15 protein-coding genes are annotated in these 13,861 nt (G+C 35.2%); 5 read left to right on the forward strand and 10 right to left on the reverse strand.

The genetic code is table 11. The annotated features are described in order from the left end of the window. Positions 1-13 precede the first annotated feature (13 nt). Complete coding sequence (locus BM361_RS03085) at positions 14-511, reverse strand: GNAT family N-acetyltransferase (RefSeq protein WP_074976832.1); 498 nt, start codon at positions 509-511, stop codon at positions 14-16. Positions 512-635: 124 nt separating this feature from the next. Between BM361_RS03085 and BM361_RS03090 the strand changes: the two genes are divergently transcribed. From BM361_RS03090 to BM361_RS03110, 5 genes are read left to right on the forward strand one after another with little or no spacing between them, the layout of a single operon-like run. Further along, positions 636-1,064, forward strand: coding sequence for a DUF2141 domain-containing protein (locus tag BM361_RS03090; RefSeq protein ID WP_074976834.1), 429 nt, complete (start codon positions 636-638; stop codon positions 1,062-1,064). A 12-nt stretch (positions 1,065-1,076) separates the two neighbouring features. Then, positions 1,077-2,405: a histidine kinase gene (locus BM361_RS03095; RefSeq protein ID WP_074976835.1), complete on the forward strand. Its 1,329-nt coding sequence runs from the start codon at positions 1,077-1,079 to the stop codon at positions 2,403-2,405. A gap of 6 nt (positions 2,406-2,411) precedes the next feature. Next, entirely contained in the window at positions 2,412-2,738 is a 327-nt protein-coding gene (locus BM361_RS03100; RefSeq protein WP_074976836.1) for a 2TM domain-containing protein, read from the forward strand. Positions 2,739-2,749: 11 nt separating this feature from the next. Beyond that, complete coding sequence (locus BM361_RS03105; protein WP_074976839.1) at positions 2,750-3,052, forward strand: 2TM domain-containing protein; 303 nt, start codon at positions 2,750-2,752, stop codon at positions 3,050-3,052. A gap of 15 nt (positions 3,053-3,067) precedes the next feature. Beyond that, the gene (locus BM361_RS03110) at positions 3,068-3,823 is read left to right on the forward strand and encodes a LytR/AlgR family response regulator transcription factor (protein WP_038264919.1); all 756 of its coding nucleotides are present in this window, start codon (positions 3,068-3,070) and stop codon (positions 3,821-3,823) included. Here BM361_RS03110 and BM361_RS03115 read toward each other — a convergent pair. The 9 genes from BM361_RS03115 to BM361_RS03155 all read right to left on the reverse strand — a co-directional run bounded on the left by BM361_RS03115 (position 3,820) and on the right by BM361_RS03155 (position 13,860). Then, entirely contained in the window at positions 3,820-4,242 is a 423-nt protein-coding gene (locus BM361_RS03115) for a (4Fe-4S)-binding protein (RefSeq protein WP_074976841.1), read from the reverse strand. The two genes, BM361_RS03110 and BM361_RS03115, sit on opposite strands and share 4 nt — an antisense overlap. 39 nt (positions 4,243-4,281) lie before the next feature. Further along, a complete protein-coding gene (locus BM361_RS03120) occupies positions 4,282-5,322 on the reverse strand; it encodes a methyltransferase (protein WP_074976842.1) in 1,041 nt (346 codons plus the stop codon). Between the two features lie 105 nt (positions 5,323-5,427). Beyond that, positions 5,428-6,621 (reverse strand): LETM1-related biofilm-associated protein, encoded by a 1,194-nt coding sequence (locus BM361_RS03125; protein ID WP_074976844.1) that lies wholly within the window; start codon positions 6,619-6,621, stop codon positions 5,428-5,430. Positions 6,622-6,830: 209 nt separating this feature from the next. After that, positions 6,831-7,421 carry a superoxide dismutase family protein gene (locus BM361_RS03130; protein ID WP_038264910.1) on the reverse strand — a complete coding sequence of 197 codons (591 nt, stop codon included), beginning with the start codon at positions 7,419-7,421 and terminating at the stop codon, positions 6,831-6,833. A gap of 57 nt (positions 7,422-7,478) precedes the next feature. After that, positions 7,479-8,165: a DUF2490 domain-containing protein gene (locus BM361_RS03135; protein WP_316930409.1), complete on the reverse strand. Its 687-nt coding sequence runs from the start codon at positions 8,163-8,165 to the stop codon at positions 7,479-7,481. Positions 8,166-8,181: 16 nt separating this feature from the next. Then, positions 8,182-11,391, reverse strand: coding sequence for a WD40/YVTN/BNR-like repeat-containing protein (locus tag BM361_RS03140; RefSeq protein WP_074976846.1), 3,210 nt, complete (start codon positions 11,389-11,391; stop codon positions 8,182-8,184). A gap of 75 nt (positions 11,392-11,466) precedes the next feature. Beyond that, a complete protein-coding gene (locus tag BM361_RS03145) occupies positions 11,467-12,015 on the reverse strand; it encodes a PepSY-associated TM helix domain-containing protein (RefSeq protein WP_038264904.1) in 549 nt (182 codons plus the stop codon). 182 nt (positions 12,016-12,197) lie between these two features. Further along, the gene (locus BM361_RS03150; protein ID WP_074976848.1) at positions 12,198-12,959 is read right to left on the reverse strand and encodes a hypothetical protein; all 762 of its coding nucleotides are present in this window, start codon (positions 12,957-12,959) and stop codon (positions 12,198-12,200) included. A 337-nt stretch (positions 12,960-13,296) separates the two neighbouring features. Then, positions 13,297-13,860, reverse strand: a complete 564-nt coding sequence (locus BM361_RS03155) for a YdeI/OmpD-associated family protein (RefSeq protein WP_074976850.1) — start codon at positions 13,858-13,860, stop codon at positions 13,297-13,299. Position 13,861: the final 1 nt, after the last annotated feature.

The following is a 13,861-nucleotide window of genomic DNA, read 5'->3' on the forward strand; positions in this document are numbered from 1 at the left end:
CAGGCTTTTTTTATTACTCAGAAAGCTCAAATTCCAAATCATAACACTGGTCTTTCTTATTCCAGTACTCTTTCTTAAATTTAAAGAGCTTTTGCAGAATATGAACTGATCCTTGATTTCTCTTATCTACATAGGCTTTTAGTAATTTTATATTCATATGCCTGAAGGCATATTGTACCAGGCCAAGAGTCACTTCAGAACCATAGCCCATATTCCAGTATTTTTCTATCAGACGAAATCCTATTTCCCACTCGTTTTTATCATTCTTAATAACGGCACATGTTCCAATGAATCTATTGTTTTCATTTTCAATTGCCCAAACAAAAAATGGATTTGACTTTTCTGAATATTTCGTTATTAAGTTGTTCAGGTCCTTGCTACATTCTTCGAAAGTCTGTGGTCTTGTTCCCGTATACCTCATTACATTATTACTACTTTGCAATTCGAAAAAAGCATTGAGATCTTGAGTTTTTAATTTGCGAACTTTTAGTCGGTTAGTTTTAAAAATCATTAAATTGGACTGAATTTATAGTCAAGGTTACAATTCATCCTTTAAAAATAACAATTCGGAAAAAGACTTTTTAAAAAAATATTCTTTAGTTCGATATTTGAACATCATTTTAAAAAAAACTCACATGATTCGCTTTGTACTTTTATTAGTATTGATCCTATTAAGTAAATTTACATTAAGGGCTCAAGAGGGAGAAACGGTAAATATTGTTGTGAAAATTACGAATTTCAAGAACAATGATGGCAAAGCCATGGTGGCACTCTATAATCAAGAAAAGACTTTTTTAAAAACACCATTTAAAGGTGAAATAGCAGCCATAGATAAAGAAACTTCAATGGTGACTTTTAAAAACGTCAAGCCTGGTATATATGCAGTAGGTGTTTTTCACGATCAAGATGACGATGATGAATTAGACATGTTTATGGGAATGATTCCTAGAGAACCTGTGGCGTGTTCTAATAATGCACCTGCTAAATTCGGTCCCCCAAAATGGGATGATGCCAAATTTATGGTAGCCGATAAGGATGTTCATCAGCATATCAGTTTTAATTGATTCTTGTAAAGCATGAAGCTTTTAAAGCACATATTAACTGCTTTTGGTCTGGGGATTATTTTATTTGTAATTCTTAAGGGGGTGCAAATACTTCTTTACGGTGACTTCCAATTTGATGATTCTCTGTTAACTGAGTTTTTATACAATCAACTTTATACCGTTGTTTTGTATTTGGTAAATGTCTATTTTTTTATTTTATTGAGAAGGTTTTATCCTGAGAACCATTATACGATACGGAGAATTTTTACTGGTGCCATAGGTTCAATTGTACTTACTATAATAGCTATTTTTTTATTGCGAATTTTTGAAGGGCTAATTCTTGAGAATAAATCATGGAATGGCTTTATAGCAGGAGAGCGAATAGGGTTTTATGTAGTCGCGTTCTTTATTACCATTACTGTTACGGTTTTTTTTCATGCTTTTTATTTTTATAAAGCTTTACAAGAAAAAAGAGTTAAACAGCAACAGGTAATAGCAGGAACGGCCACCGCACAATTTGATGCATTAAAGAATCAATTAGATCCTCATTTTTTATTTAACAGTTTAAATGTACTAACCAGCTTAATAGATGAGAATCAGCAAGCAGCTCAACAGTTTACGACTTCGTTGTCGAAGATATATCGCTATGTGCTTGAACAAAAAAACAAAGATCTAATTCTTGTCGATGAGGAGTTGAAGTTTGCCAAAACCTATATAGGCTTATTAAAAATGAGATTTGAGGATAGTATTTATTTTGACTTTCCAGATCACTCTTTAAACCCCGAGGCTAAATTGGTTCCATTATCATTACAGTTGTTATTAGAAAATACAGTTAAACATAATGTCGTAAACCCGTCTAATCCTCTTACTATTAGAATTTATGAAAGTGAAGGGTATCTGGTGGTGGAGAATAATTTAAAGCTGAAAGAGACATTGGGAACTAAAGGGAGTGGGGTAGGTTTAAGGAATATTCAAGAGCGTTACAGTATTTTATCAACCAGAGCGGTTATTATAGAAAAGGAAGAACAGGTCTTTCGGGTGAAACTTCCATTATTAACTAAAATCATTAATGTTATGAAATCTAAAGATACCGACAACAGTTATCTACGTGCTCGTAAGAAGGTAGATGAACTTAAAGAGTTTTATACCAGTTTGGCATCCTATGTAGTTGTCATTCCATTTCTTGCCTTTATAAATTACAGAGTTTACTGGGATTTTCAATGGTTCTGGTTCCCGGCCATCGGTTGGGGAATTGGACTAGCTTTTCAGGCTTTTAAGGTCTATGGTCCGGGATTTGCCTGGGAAGAGAGAAAGATACGACAGTATATGGAAGAAGAGCAACGTAATTCAAAGTGGTATTAAACGATTATGAAAACAGTAGAAAGAGAAGAAGCTTATCTGAGGGCTAAAAAAAGAGTAGAGAATTTAAAGGGTTTTTATTGGAATTTGGGAACCTATTTGATTGTAATACCGTTGTTAGCCTATGTGAATTATAAAACCACCTGGGAGGATATAAAATGGTTTTGGTTTCCTCTCTTAGGGTGGGGATTAGGAATCATTTTTCATGGATTCTCTGTTTTTGGGGCACATAAATTATTTGACAAAAACTGGGAAGATAGGAAAATACAAGAGTTCATGGATAGGGAGCGTGCCATGACGTTTAAAAATAAGGAGGGGGATTCGGATCACAATTAAATTTATTGAAAATGGAAAATAATCAAGATAAGGAGCTTTATTACAGGGCTAAGAAAAGACTGGATAAACTAAAAGGTTTTTATGGACACTTAACCAGCTATGTTATTATAAATGTATTTATCATTATTTTAATTGGAGTAAATAACGGTGGGGATTTTTGGACTTTTGGAACATTTGCAACACCATTTTTCTGGGGAATAGGCCTTGCTTTTCACGCATTATCTGTATTTGGAATAAATTCAATTTTAGGCAAAGACTGGGAGCAGAAAAAAATTATGGAGTTTATGAATCAAGAAAAAAACGAAATTAGTTAGCATTAATACGTTTCTATGAAGGTTATTATTATTGAAGATGAGGCGCCGGCAGCAAGAAGACTCAAACGGATATTACAACGACTCAATGTAGAAGTAAGCTGTGTCCTGCATTCGATAGAAGCTTCTTTAAACTGGTTTGAGAACAATAGACATCCGGATTTGATATTTTTAGACATTCAATTGTCAGACGGGTTATCGTTTGAGATCTTTGAAAACATAGAAATTAAAAGCGCCGTAATTTTTACGACCGCCTATGATGAATATGCCTTACAGGCATTTAAATTAAATAGTATTGATTATTTGTTAAAACCGATCGATGAGGAAGAATTGGAAAAGGCCGTTGCTAAGTACGAGCATTTTAAACCCAATTATTTGGCCGGTGGAATTGACTTTGATGATATAAAGAAGCTTTTGGTAAATCCGCTTGAACGAACCTATAAAAAGCGATTTTCAGTGAAAGTAGGTCAACACATTAAGTTAATTACCGTAGATGAGATCGAATGCTTTTACAGTCAGGATAAAACGACCTTTATTCATATTGACAACGGTAGGAGTTATCCAATTGATTTATCATTAGAAGCATTAACAGATGAATTGTCGCCTGAAAATTTTTTTAGAGTAAGCAGGAAGTTTTTTATCAACATAGGAAGCATCAAAGATATTTTAGATTATTCAAATAATCGATTGGAAATCAAACTCAAAAACTTCAGGGAACATCAAATTGTGGTGAGTAGAGAGCGTGTGAGGGATTTTAAGGATTGGATTTCTTAATCTCTGAAATTAATTTCTGTATGAGTTCCATCACAATATGGTTTATTGCCAGAAGATCCACATCTGCAAAAGGCGGTTGTTTTATTTTTCGTTTCAATATTTCCTTGTTTGTCTTTAACCTTAAGGGTGCCATAAATTAACAATGGTCCATTTGGTAATACTTCAACTTTGGTCTCGAGGGATTTTTCTTCCTGATCATTTTTATCACTCATATAATAGCTTAAAGCACCTGAAGGGCATTTGGAAACCTGATCTTTTAGTTGTTCTGTAGTTGCATTCTCGATTTCAATCCATGGCTTTTTGTCTGGATTATACACTTTGGGTAATGTTTTCACACAGATACCTGAGTGGATACATTTTTTTGGTTTCCAAACAATGGTCAGTTCCCCATTACTATATTCTTTTACTATTTCACCCATTTTTAAATTGCCTTTAATATAACATATAAGTTACAAAAATTATTTATAAGCAATAGCAGCTGATGATGGTCCTGCTAACCTGAGGAATTCAACTTTTTTAAAACCGGTATCAGATGCCCAATTTTCAAAATCATTGAAGGTGTAATCAAATCCTGTTTTGGTTTCTAAAAGCATATTCAAGCTCATAAGTAATCCAAAGGTATTTTTGTTCCGTTCATTATCAATTAAGTTTTCGATAGCGACGAAAGCTCCACCCTGTGGCAGCGCATCATAGGCCTTTTTAATAAGTAATCGTTTGCTTTCCTCGTCCCAATCGTGCAATATGTTTCCCATTACTATAATATCAGCAGAAGGGATAGGGTCGTTGAAGAAATTTCCTGTAGCGGTAGTAACCCGGTCTGATACTTCGAATTTTTCTATCGTTTGTCGGGCAATAGGCTCAACTTCTGGCAAATCGAAGCTGGTACAAGTCATATGGGGCTGATGTGTAGCTACCATAATAGAAAGTAGTCCGCTTGAGCCACCTGCATCAGTCAGGGATTTAAAATTGGTGAAATTGAAGGAGTTGGAGAAGGCTAAAAAGTTACCCATCTGAACCCCACTCATGGCGTCAATAAATTCCCTTAAACGATCTTGATCTTTGTATAATTCGTCGAATAGGTTATCAGATGAGTTTTCGAATTCGGTTTGTGAATTACCTGTCCTCAATCCATCTTCTAATCTACTCCAATTTGCATAAAGTCTATTATTCATCATTTTTAGAATTCCTCCGATATAAGTTTTCTTGTTTTTGTCAAGGAAGGCTTCTGTATCTGGTGAGTTAAAGTAGAGAGCTGTTTCAAGGTTGCCTTCTTTTTCCAGAAACCCTAAGGAAACTAATGCATCCAAAAAGTCGTATAAATGTCTGTCGGTACAATTAAAATGGTATTCTGTTTTGATCTCTGCGGCAGACATCGATTTGTGACTAGCAAGATGGGTAAATAAATCCAGGTTTACTGCGGTTAAGAGTACTTTGCTAGCCCAGAAGCCAGTACCTATTTTCATAATTAGATCGGGAGATGGTGCTGAATGGTCTTTCATAATGCAGAATTTTAGATGTTGAGTACTATCCAAAAATAAGCAGGATGATAAAGACTTTTAATGAGGTAGAAACTAAGTTAAGCTATTTTTAAAGAATAACATAAATTATTCTTCAATGCGATTATCATCGAAGGCAGAAGGTAATAACTTAGGGATAAGTTTTATGAATAATGGTAATAAAATGGCTCCTCCGGGTAAGGCAAATATGGCCAGTGATGGAATGGATTTAAAAATATCAAGTAATTGATCGCGAACCTTTTTGCGTTCTTCTTCTGATAAATCCTGGCTTGTTGATTTGGTTAAAAGAAATAACAACTCTTTACTTTGGCTTAATTCCTTCAGAAGTCTTTTACTGTTTCGTGTAATGAGCTTTTTAACAGTTTGATTGGCATTATCATAAAATTGCTTGGCCGGATTGGCTACTTTAAAGATGCTTATTTTTTCTTTATTTGTTTCAAAAAAAGTAGCTACATGATCTAAAGATTCTTCAATATCCTTATTAGGTAAACCCAGGTCTTTTCCTATACCAAAGATGAATTCAGACTCCTTGTATTCAAAAGTTTTATCTTCCCAGGCAGCCATGCAGGCTATATCTATGAGATACTTTTGTTCAGATTCAAGAAGCCCGGATTTTAATTCACTTAGATAAGAACCATCAAAATCTTTAACCGATGTTTGCTGATGATATGTTAGTGAGGCTTCGAATAAATATAAAAGTTGTTCATCATTTTGAGTTTTCTCCTCTTTAGACAACAACGTATGGTAGGCTAAATTAATAATAATGCGTTCTAGCTTTCTTGCATATTGTTTAGGCGATTCTTTGGATTTCAGATAATGACCAAAGGTTAAAACATCAACATACAACAGAGAATTGGTGATTATTTTATTAAAACTTTTGGTGAGTATGTTTTCATCGATTTGTACTCTGGAGTGTAAATATTTTTCGAGTTTAGAATCATTTTTATTCCCCCCGAAGATCTTATCAAAGAAAGAGAAATTATCACCTTCCAATTCTTTATAGAAATTTACGGAGTCGTTTATGAAATTCTCGAAAGAAGGTTTGGCAGTGTTTAATTTGTAGGTGTAGTATAAAGCGGTAATCAGGTTAATTTTAGCGAGTTCATCTTCACTATAATCTAAATGGTAATTTAAGAATGGAAGCACTTCGACATTTGCTCCATAAACAAACCCCATACCTCTAAGTATGGAATATAAACCTTCCTCGTCAGTAAAGAGGTCTTGCTTATCCTTAATTAAAGAACCAAATTTATATATCCAACCTTGAGCTGAGGGATTCATGTAATTCTATTTGTTTTTCAAAAGTAAAACATATTTACAGAACTATTAACTCAGGTTGTTTCAGAATCGTATGTATGAGGTGAATAATTATCATAGTTTCATATCAAACCTTTTTCATGTCAACATATTTTAATCACGGATGGAGTGGCCTATAACTAAAAAAGGGTTGATACATGTATCAACCCTTTTTCAATTTTTTTAATTTGAACTTATTCTATAATTCCTCCACAGCTTACTCGTGCTCCGGCGGCACCACTAGGCTGGGAAGTAAAGTCATCTGTTCCCTGGTGAACAATAACAGCTTTGCCCACAATGTTTTTTGTGTCATCGTCACAATTGATACACCATTCATCGGTAGTAAATGTAATTGTACCTTTTCCATTTTCATCGGCGGTGAAGTTCCCGATATCACCTTTATGGTATCCAGCTTCATCACCCCATTTTCCATGTTGTTCAAAGGTAGGATTCCAGTGACCTCCGGTAGATTTTCCATCAGGAGAGCTACAATCTGCCTTTTCATGTAAATGGATAGCATGCTCTCCTGGAGTTAATCCTTCAAATGTAGCAGTCATGGTTACCTCTCCATTTTCTTGCTTGAAAACAGCACTACCTTTAACGGTGGATTCACTTTTAGGAGTTAATTCTATGGTTAAGGTTTTAACCTCTTCAACCTTTTCTTCCACAACGATTGTTTCTTCTTCAACTACTTCTTCTTTTTTGTCCTTCTTACCATCGGATTTACATGCGACGGCTACAAACATTGTTGAAAGCGCAATTAGTGATAGTGATATTTTTTTCATAAGAATGATTTTTCTGATTATGAGATAAAGTTAATTATATAATATCGTTATACAAAATTATGATTTCCCAAAGCCGGATAAATCCGCATTTATGAATACGCCTAACTGCAGGCGATCAAAATTCACATTGGTAAAATGGTTTTTCAGATATCCTAATTGTACACTTACGTTATTATTAATAACCGCTCCAAATGCCCCATACAACCTGTTTTGACCGAAAACTGTATTTTGGAGGTTCAGGAATATTTCATCGTAAACATTAACAAAAAATGTTTCGGTTAACGGATAGGTTAGTTGAAGGCGGTAACGAACTCTATTTAAAAAGTCACTTTCACCTCCAACATGAACGAATCGTTGTTCTAAGCGGTAACGATGATTTAATTTTAGTTTACCCCAATTGTCTTTAATTTCTAATTGCTGATATATTCTATTTTCAGAGGCGTTCGGTTCATTACCAAATTCTTGATATAGCGCATCTGTTTCAATAAAACCATAACCCGCCGTTACCATGAACCGATCATTGACGTGATAGTTGATTCCGGTTCTTAGTAGCATTTGATTAAAATTATCTGCGACTTCATAATATCTAAATTGCGCTTCTGTATGAAGACTGAATTTTTCTGAAAGTTTATAGGTGCCAAAATACATATACCATGCTCCCAGTTCATCTTCACCACGCTCCTGTGCTTTTACAAAAATGGTAGTTAAAAAAATACAAATGACCAACAATCGGTTTTTCATCATTGCTAAATAAATTTATTTATGGATTAATATTAAATGTTTCAGTTTCTTTAAAACGAGTAATTTTCAATGCTTTCATTTTTTCTTGATATGCAGGCCATTCTTCATTAAAAAAGGCATTGGTGGTTTTTAATGCCTCCTGCAAAGCTTCTTTCGCCTGAGATATTAACCTTTTTTCTGTAGCTGTTATGCCTTCAGGTCTGCTGGAAACATAATATCGGGCGTTTGAAATTCTACTATTTACAGTAGGGTCCGTACTACGGGTAAGCCCTTGTCTTTTATCAATCTTTCCAAGATAAATGGCAATTACAGAGTCAATTTTTTTCGTAATTGTTTTGGATGCATTAATCTCTTCTTTAAATTTTTCTTTGTCCAGTTTTTGAAGTTCTTTCTGATAATCTTGAGCGGTATTTTTGCTTTCTACCAACTGTTTTACGGCATCAGCGGTGGTTTGCTGGTACGACTCCAGTGTTTTATAGGCTGTGTATCTTTCATTAATACCGGCAGGAGAAGCTATTATACGAGGGTCACTCTCAACTTTTATGATCGTTTCTTCAGTTAAATCTCCATAAATCATTTTTAATCGATAAGTACCGGGCTTAACAGAAATTCCGCCATTTTCCCGATTGTTTTTTCTAATGGTTCTGCTAGGGTAGTCAGGTCCTTTTTCATCCATATACCAATACATGCGATGGATGCCTTTTTCCTTAGGAGTCTTATGTTTTAAAGTTCTTATCAGGCGATCACCATCATAAACTTCAAGTTTAACAGAGTCTTTAGAAGTTTCGGTTTTAGCCATTTCCGAATGCTCACCATTGTTTTCATTTTCAGAGGTCTCCTTTTTTTCACTTTCTTTGGATGTTTTATTCAGGTAGTAGGTAATCATAGCACCACTTTGTCTATTGTCTCCGCTGTACATACTATGTCCGCCAAAACGAGTTCCGGTAGGTTGTTGATAAGAAGCCTGATAGGCTGTGGGGGGATTGAAAAGAAGCATTTCTTTTTCAAGCGAATTGGTGTTTTTCGCGATTTCGCGTAATGGACGAATATCATCTAGTACCCAGGCAGCCCGACCAAATGTTCCTATAACCAAATCGTGTTCTCTCGGATGAATTGCGAGGTCTGAGGTAGGAACTGTAGGGTAACCTTCGGTCCATTTAGTCCATTTATTTCCGGCGTCTACGGAAATATACAACCCATCATCAGTACCTAAAAATAGCAGATTAGGTGTTTCCGGATCTTCTATGATGCTTAATGTGAAACTTTTTGTGTCATTTTCATCTACAATACGCTCCCAAGATTTTCCATAGTTTTTTGTACGGTATGCATATGGTGTATAATTAAATCTTCGATAATCATTCGCAATAAGTAATGCTTCGCCTTCATTTTTATCAGAGGCACGAATTTGTGCAATCCAACTTCCTTCAGGTAAGCCTTTTAAGCCTTTGGAAACATCTTTCCATGATTCTCCACCATCCTGGGTTATATGAACTCTACCATCATCAGAACCTGTCCATAAAATATCTTTAGTTAGGGGAGAGGGTTCAATAACCAAAATGGTACAATGGTTTTCTGCTCCTGTGGCATCGATTGTTAATCCACCACTATCACTTTGATTCTGTTTCTCAGGGTTATTTGTGGTAAGGTCTGGTGAAATTATTTCCCATGATAAACCTTTATCAGTACTTTTATGTACAAACTGGCTTCCAAAGTAGAGGGTTGCATTGTCGAAAGGATCTTGAGCTATTGCGGAATTCCAGTTAAAACGAAGTTTCAAGTTCGGATCAGGGTGGGTTGGACGTACAGAATAGCTTTGACCGGTTTTCCAATCATATCTTTGTACGTAGCCCTGTTGACTCATAGCGAATCCGAAGCGAGAATCATCTTTATCAGGAACAACATCAAAACCATCACCAAAGGCTATTTCCTGCCAATAAGAATTTCTGATTCCTTGTGCTTTCCATACATAGGCCGGTCCTCTCCAGGAACCATTATCCTGCATACCTCCATAAACATTATATGGAAATTCATTATCTACGGAAATATGATAAAATTGAGCTACAGGGAGATTTCCTATAAAACGCCATGTTTTACCTCCGTCTCTGGTAATGCTCATTCCTCCGTCGTTTCCATCGATCATAAAGCTACCATCATCCGGATGGATCCACCATGCATGATGATCGGGATGTATCCCATGATCTGATCCATAAGCAGGCATTAATTGCGAAAAGTTTTTACCACCATCTTCAGATACATTGATATAGGTGAAAACAGAATATATTCTATTTTCATTTTGGGGATCTACATATATTTCCGAATAATAGAATGGACGATTTCCAATATCTTCTTTATCATTTATTTTCTCCCATTTAAATCCACCATCCAAGCTTTTATACAGCGCATTTTTTTTGGATTCTACAAGTGCATAAACAATATTAGGTTTATTTTGAGCAATAGCAATTCCAATTCTCCCGAGTTCTCCTTCAGGGAATCCGTCCTCATCACTAATTTTTTTCCAGTTTTCACCACCATCATGTGTCATGAAAAGGCCACTACCTGTTCCCCCCGACTTAAAAAACCAAGGATCGCGTTTGTGTTCCCACATGGCTACAAACAATTTATTAGGATTGTTTGGATCCATAACCATATCCGCAACACCTGAACTTTCGTTAGTATATAAAATTTTATTCCATGTTTTACCCCCATCGGTGGTTTTGAATACTCCGCGTTCTTCATGTTTCCCCCATGGTGAACCTATAGCGCCGGCGTAAACAATATCAGGATTTGTAGGGTCTACAACAATACGGTGTATATGACGTGTGTTTTCCAGCCCCATTCCTTTCCAGGTTTTTCCTCCATCAAGTGACTTATAAATTCCGAAACCACCATTTAAGCTGTTTCTCGGATTTCCTTCACCAGTTCCTACCCAGATAACAGAAGGGTTTGATTGCTGAATTTCAACAGCACCAATTGATGCTGTAATCTGATTGTCGAATATGGGACTCCATTTAATACCACCTGAAGTTGATTTCCAAAGTCCTCCGGAGGCTGTGCCTACATACATAACATCCGGATTTTTATGAACAACGTCTATGGCAGTTACCCGTCCACTCATTCCACCCGGGCCAATATTCCGGGGTTTCATATTTTTAACCAAATCCATCGAAAACTCCTGGCTTACAAGGGAAATAGAAAAGATCATAGAAAGAAAAAGTAGAAATTTTTTCATAATTAGAGTTAGCTTTAGTTGTAATAGTAAAGGTTAAAAATAAGTAAAAGAGTTGGTATTATTCTTAAAGTCTTGTTAATGACTTTTTGATTTGATTTTTTTAATTTTTTTCGGTAAAAACCATAAATAGAATCCACTGAATGAAAGTATAATGAGTCCTAATGATGTTAGGGTGGAGTAGGTTAATTTTGATTCATCGTTATTGGTTTTGAAGATGAAATCGAGGATGGAACCATCATGAATCATTTCGATGATGTCTGCAGTTCGTTGTTTTACGGAAACAATTTCTCCGGAATAACAATCAATTTGTAATTCTGTGAAATGATCTTCAAAACGAATTTTTGCAATTCCTTTGCCAGGTCTGAAGTCTATTCTGTTGATAGCAACTGGTAACTGTAGTGAATCTTTTGAATAGCTTTTGGCAATTTCTTCAATATGGTTCAGCGAAATATATGCTTGTTGTTGTTTTTCAATTTTAGCAGAGGGTGGTTTAAATTGCAGTTGTGCTTTCCAGGCAAGCAATAATCCTGTAACCCCCATGATAAACATAAATATCATTAAAGGGACTGCAATCCATTTATGAATTTTTCTATAAAAGCGTGATTTTTGAGCAACTCTTTGCAACAGATTATAGGCTGAAAAATTAGTTGCCTAAAATATAGAATAGCCTATTAAACTTTCTTAAACTTCTGTTAAGCCTTTTTGTGTAAAATTTAAATTTTTAGGTACCCTTCAATAAAGAAGTAACGACCCTCTTGGTTTAGGGTCGTTACTTAAAAGTATTTTTATAATGGAGGTTATTCTAATTAGTTACATCTTTTTGAACCTGCTACGCCTGCAATCTTTCTATTACTTTCCCAAGTTTTGATACATTTTCTTAATCTGTAATTGTACCATACCTTATAATCTTTACCATCATCCCTGAATCCTCTCTGTTCTCGATAACCTCGGTCTTCAAGTTCTCTATAAGCTCTGTAGCGATCCCATCCTTTTATGTAGTTAATCTTTCCACATTCATCGGAACCTGCGATTCCTTTAATATATCCTCCGGATTGCCACGATTTAATACACTTTTTTAATCGATTATTATACCAAACTATATAATCCCTTCCATCATCACGAAAATTATGCTGACGTTCATACCCCATTCGATCTAATTCATTGTATGCTTCCCAGTCTTTCATTCCCTTTAAGTCGTCTAAACTACTAGCTCTGCTGCTATACCGATTATTGTTGTCGTATCGATTATTGTTGTCATAACGACGATTGTAATTATTGGAAGATCGATCCATTTTGTCGAAGCATTTTTGATCTTTAGTTTCTATAGCGAAACGCACTCTTCCGTCATTAATCGTTGCTGCCACACAACTTCTTCGACGATCGTTATACCAATATTGTATGATGCTGGTTGAACTTTTATCAATGCCTGCTAATTCGTAACCCATTCTTTTAAATTCGTTTTCGGCTGAACTGGCTCGCATATCTCTAAACCTTGAAAGATCTCCTTGTGCATGCCCAATAAATACAGTTAAGAGCAGGGTGAATAAAGTCAATAATGTAATTCTCATGATTGTAGTGTGTTGATTAATAGCTTATTAAAGATAGTTTATTTTTGATGAAATAAATAATTTTTCAATCTCGTTTAGTCAAAATAATCTATTTTCCTGTTAAGGATGGAAGAGTGTTTTGAAGATTCTTAACCTTAATAAATACAAGTTAATATCACGAAATCAATTCTTATTTAGAATATATAGCGTTCAGACATATTCGAACTCAATAATGGATTGGTGAAGTTCTAAGTGATGGGTGTGAGGATTTTTTTAATATTCATGGAGGGACTGCCTGATCTATTTGATCATGAGAAGAAAAACAAATAAAAAATTACCTAAATACTTCGTATTTGATTTATCGGGTTTTAGTATTCTGTTCGCACCTTATGATGATTTCTTTAATTCTTTTGGAACGCGTCGTATCTCTTTTTGCCTGATTTAGCCAGTACAAGTAATTTTTTTTATAGGTTTTACTAAACGCCTTGTAATTATTATAGGCAGTTATATTCTGATCAAACTCTTTTTGTAAATCTTCTGGTATTATCAAGTTTTCTACCTCATCAAGTGCTGTCCAACTACCATTTTCTTTGGCGATTTCAATTTTAGCCAAACCTGCCTCATGCATGAGCCCATCCTTAATGAGCTGCTCGATATATGATTTATTAAGCTTACTCCAAGCACTTTTGTTTTTTCTAGGGCAGAAGTATTGCTTTCGCTTTTCCGGTCCGATTTTTTTAACGGTACTGTCAATCCATCCAAAGCATAATGCCTGTTGAACGGCTTCTTCCCATCTCATACTTTCCTGTTTACTATTTACTGTATAAAAGATCAGGTAAATACCATCAGAGGAGTCATGATGTTCGTGAAGCCATTTACGCCATGCTGAACTGTTTTTAAAATAGTGAATCGGTTTCTCCATG

The organism is Zhouia amylolytica (assembly GCF_900116365.1).
Taxonomy (GTDB): Bacteria; Bacteroidota; Bacteroidia; order Flavobacteriales; family Flavobacteriaceae; genus Zhouia; species Zhouia amylolytica.

What these genes read in the sequence shown, in the direction of transcription:
- BM361_RS03120 (WP_074976842.1), bottom strand. Translation starts at nt 5,322, where the DNA reads ATGAAAGACCATTCAGCACCATCTCCCGATCTAATTATGAAAATAGGT.
- BM361_RS03115 (WP_074976841.1), bottom strand. Translation starts at nt 4,242, where the DNA reads ATGGGTGAAATAGTAAAAGAATATAGTAATGGGGAACTGACCATTGTT.
- BM361_RS03105 (WP_074976839.1), top strand. Translation starts at nt 2,750, where the DNA reads ATGGAAAATAATCAAGATAAGGAGCTTTATTACAGGGCTAAGAAAAGA.
- BM361_RS03090 (WP_074976834.1), top strand. Translation starts at nt 636, where the DNA reads ATGATTCGCTTTGTACTTTTATTAGTATTGATCCTATTAAGTAAATTT.
- BM361_RS03095 (WP_074976835.1), top strand. Translation starts at nt 1,077, where the DNA reads ATGAAGCTTTTAAAGCACATATTAACTGCTTTTGGTCTGGGGATTATT.
- BM361_RS03110 (WP_038264919.1), top strand. Translation starts at nt 3,068, where the DNA reads ATGAAGGTTATTATTATTGAAGATGAGGCGCCGGCAGCAAGAAGACTC.
- BM361_RS03100 (WP_074976836.1), top strand. Translation starts at nt 2,412, where the DNA reads ATGAAAACAGTAGAAAGAGAAGAAGCTTATCTGAGGGCTAAAAAAAGA.
- BM361_RS03125 (WP_074976844.1), bottom strand. Translation starts at nt 6,621, where the DNA reads ATGAATCCCTCAGCTCAAGGTTGGATATATAAATTTGGTTCTTTAATT.
- BM361_RS03135 (WP_316930409.1), bottom strand. Translation starts at nt 8,165, where the DNA reads ATGATGAAAAACCGATTGTTGGTCATTTGTATTTTTTTAACTACCATT.
- BM361_RS03155 (WP_074976850.1), bottom strand. Translation starts at nt 13,860, where the DNA reads ATGGAGAAACCGATTCACTATTTTAAAAACAGTTCAGCATGGCGTAAA.
- BM361_RS03130 (WP_038264910.1), bottom strand. Translation starts at nt 7,421, where the DNA reads ATGAAAAAAATATCACTATCACTAATTGCGCTTTCAACAATGTTTGTA.
- BM361_RS03140 (WP_074976846.1), bottom strand. Translation starts at nt 11,391, where the DNA reads ATGAAAAAATTTCTACTTTTTCTTTCTATGATCTTTTCTATTTCCCTT.
- BM361_RS03150 (WP_074976848.1), bottom strand. Translation starts at nt 12,959, where the DNA reads ATGAGAATTACATTATTGACTTTATTCACCCTGCTCTTAACTGTATTT.
- BM361_RS03085 (WP_074976832.1), bottom strand. Translation starts at nt 511, where the DNA reads ATGATTTTTAAAACTAACCGACTAAAAGTTCGCAAATTAAAAACTCAA.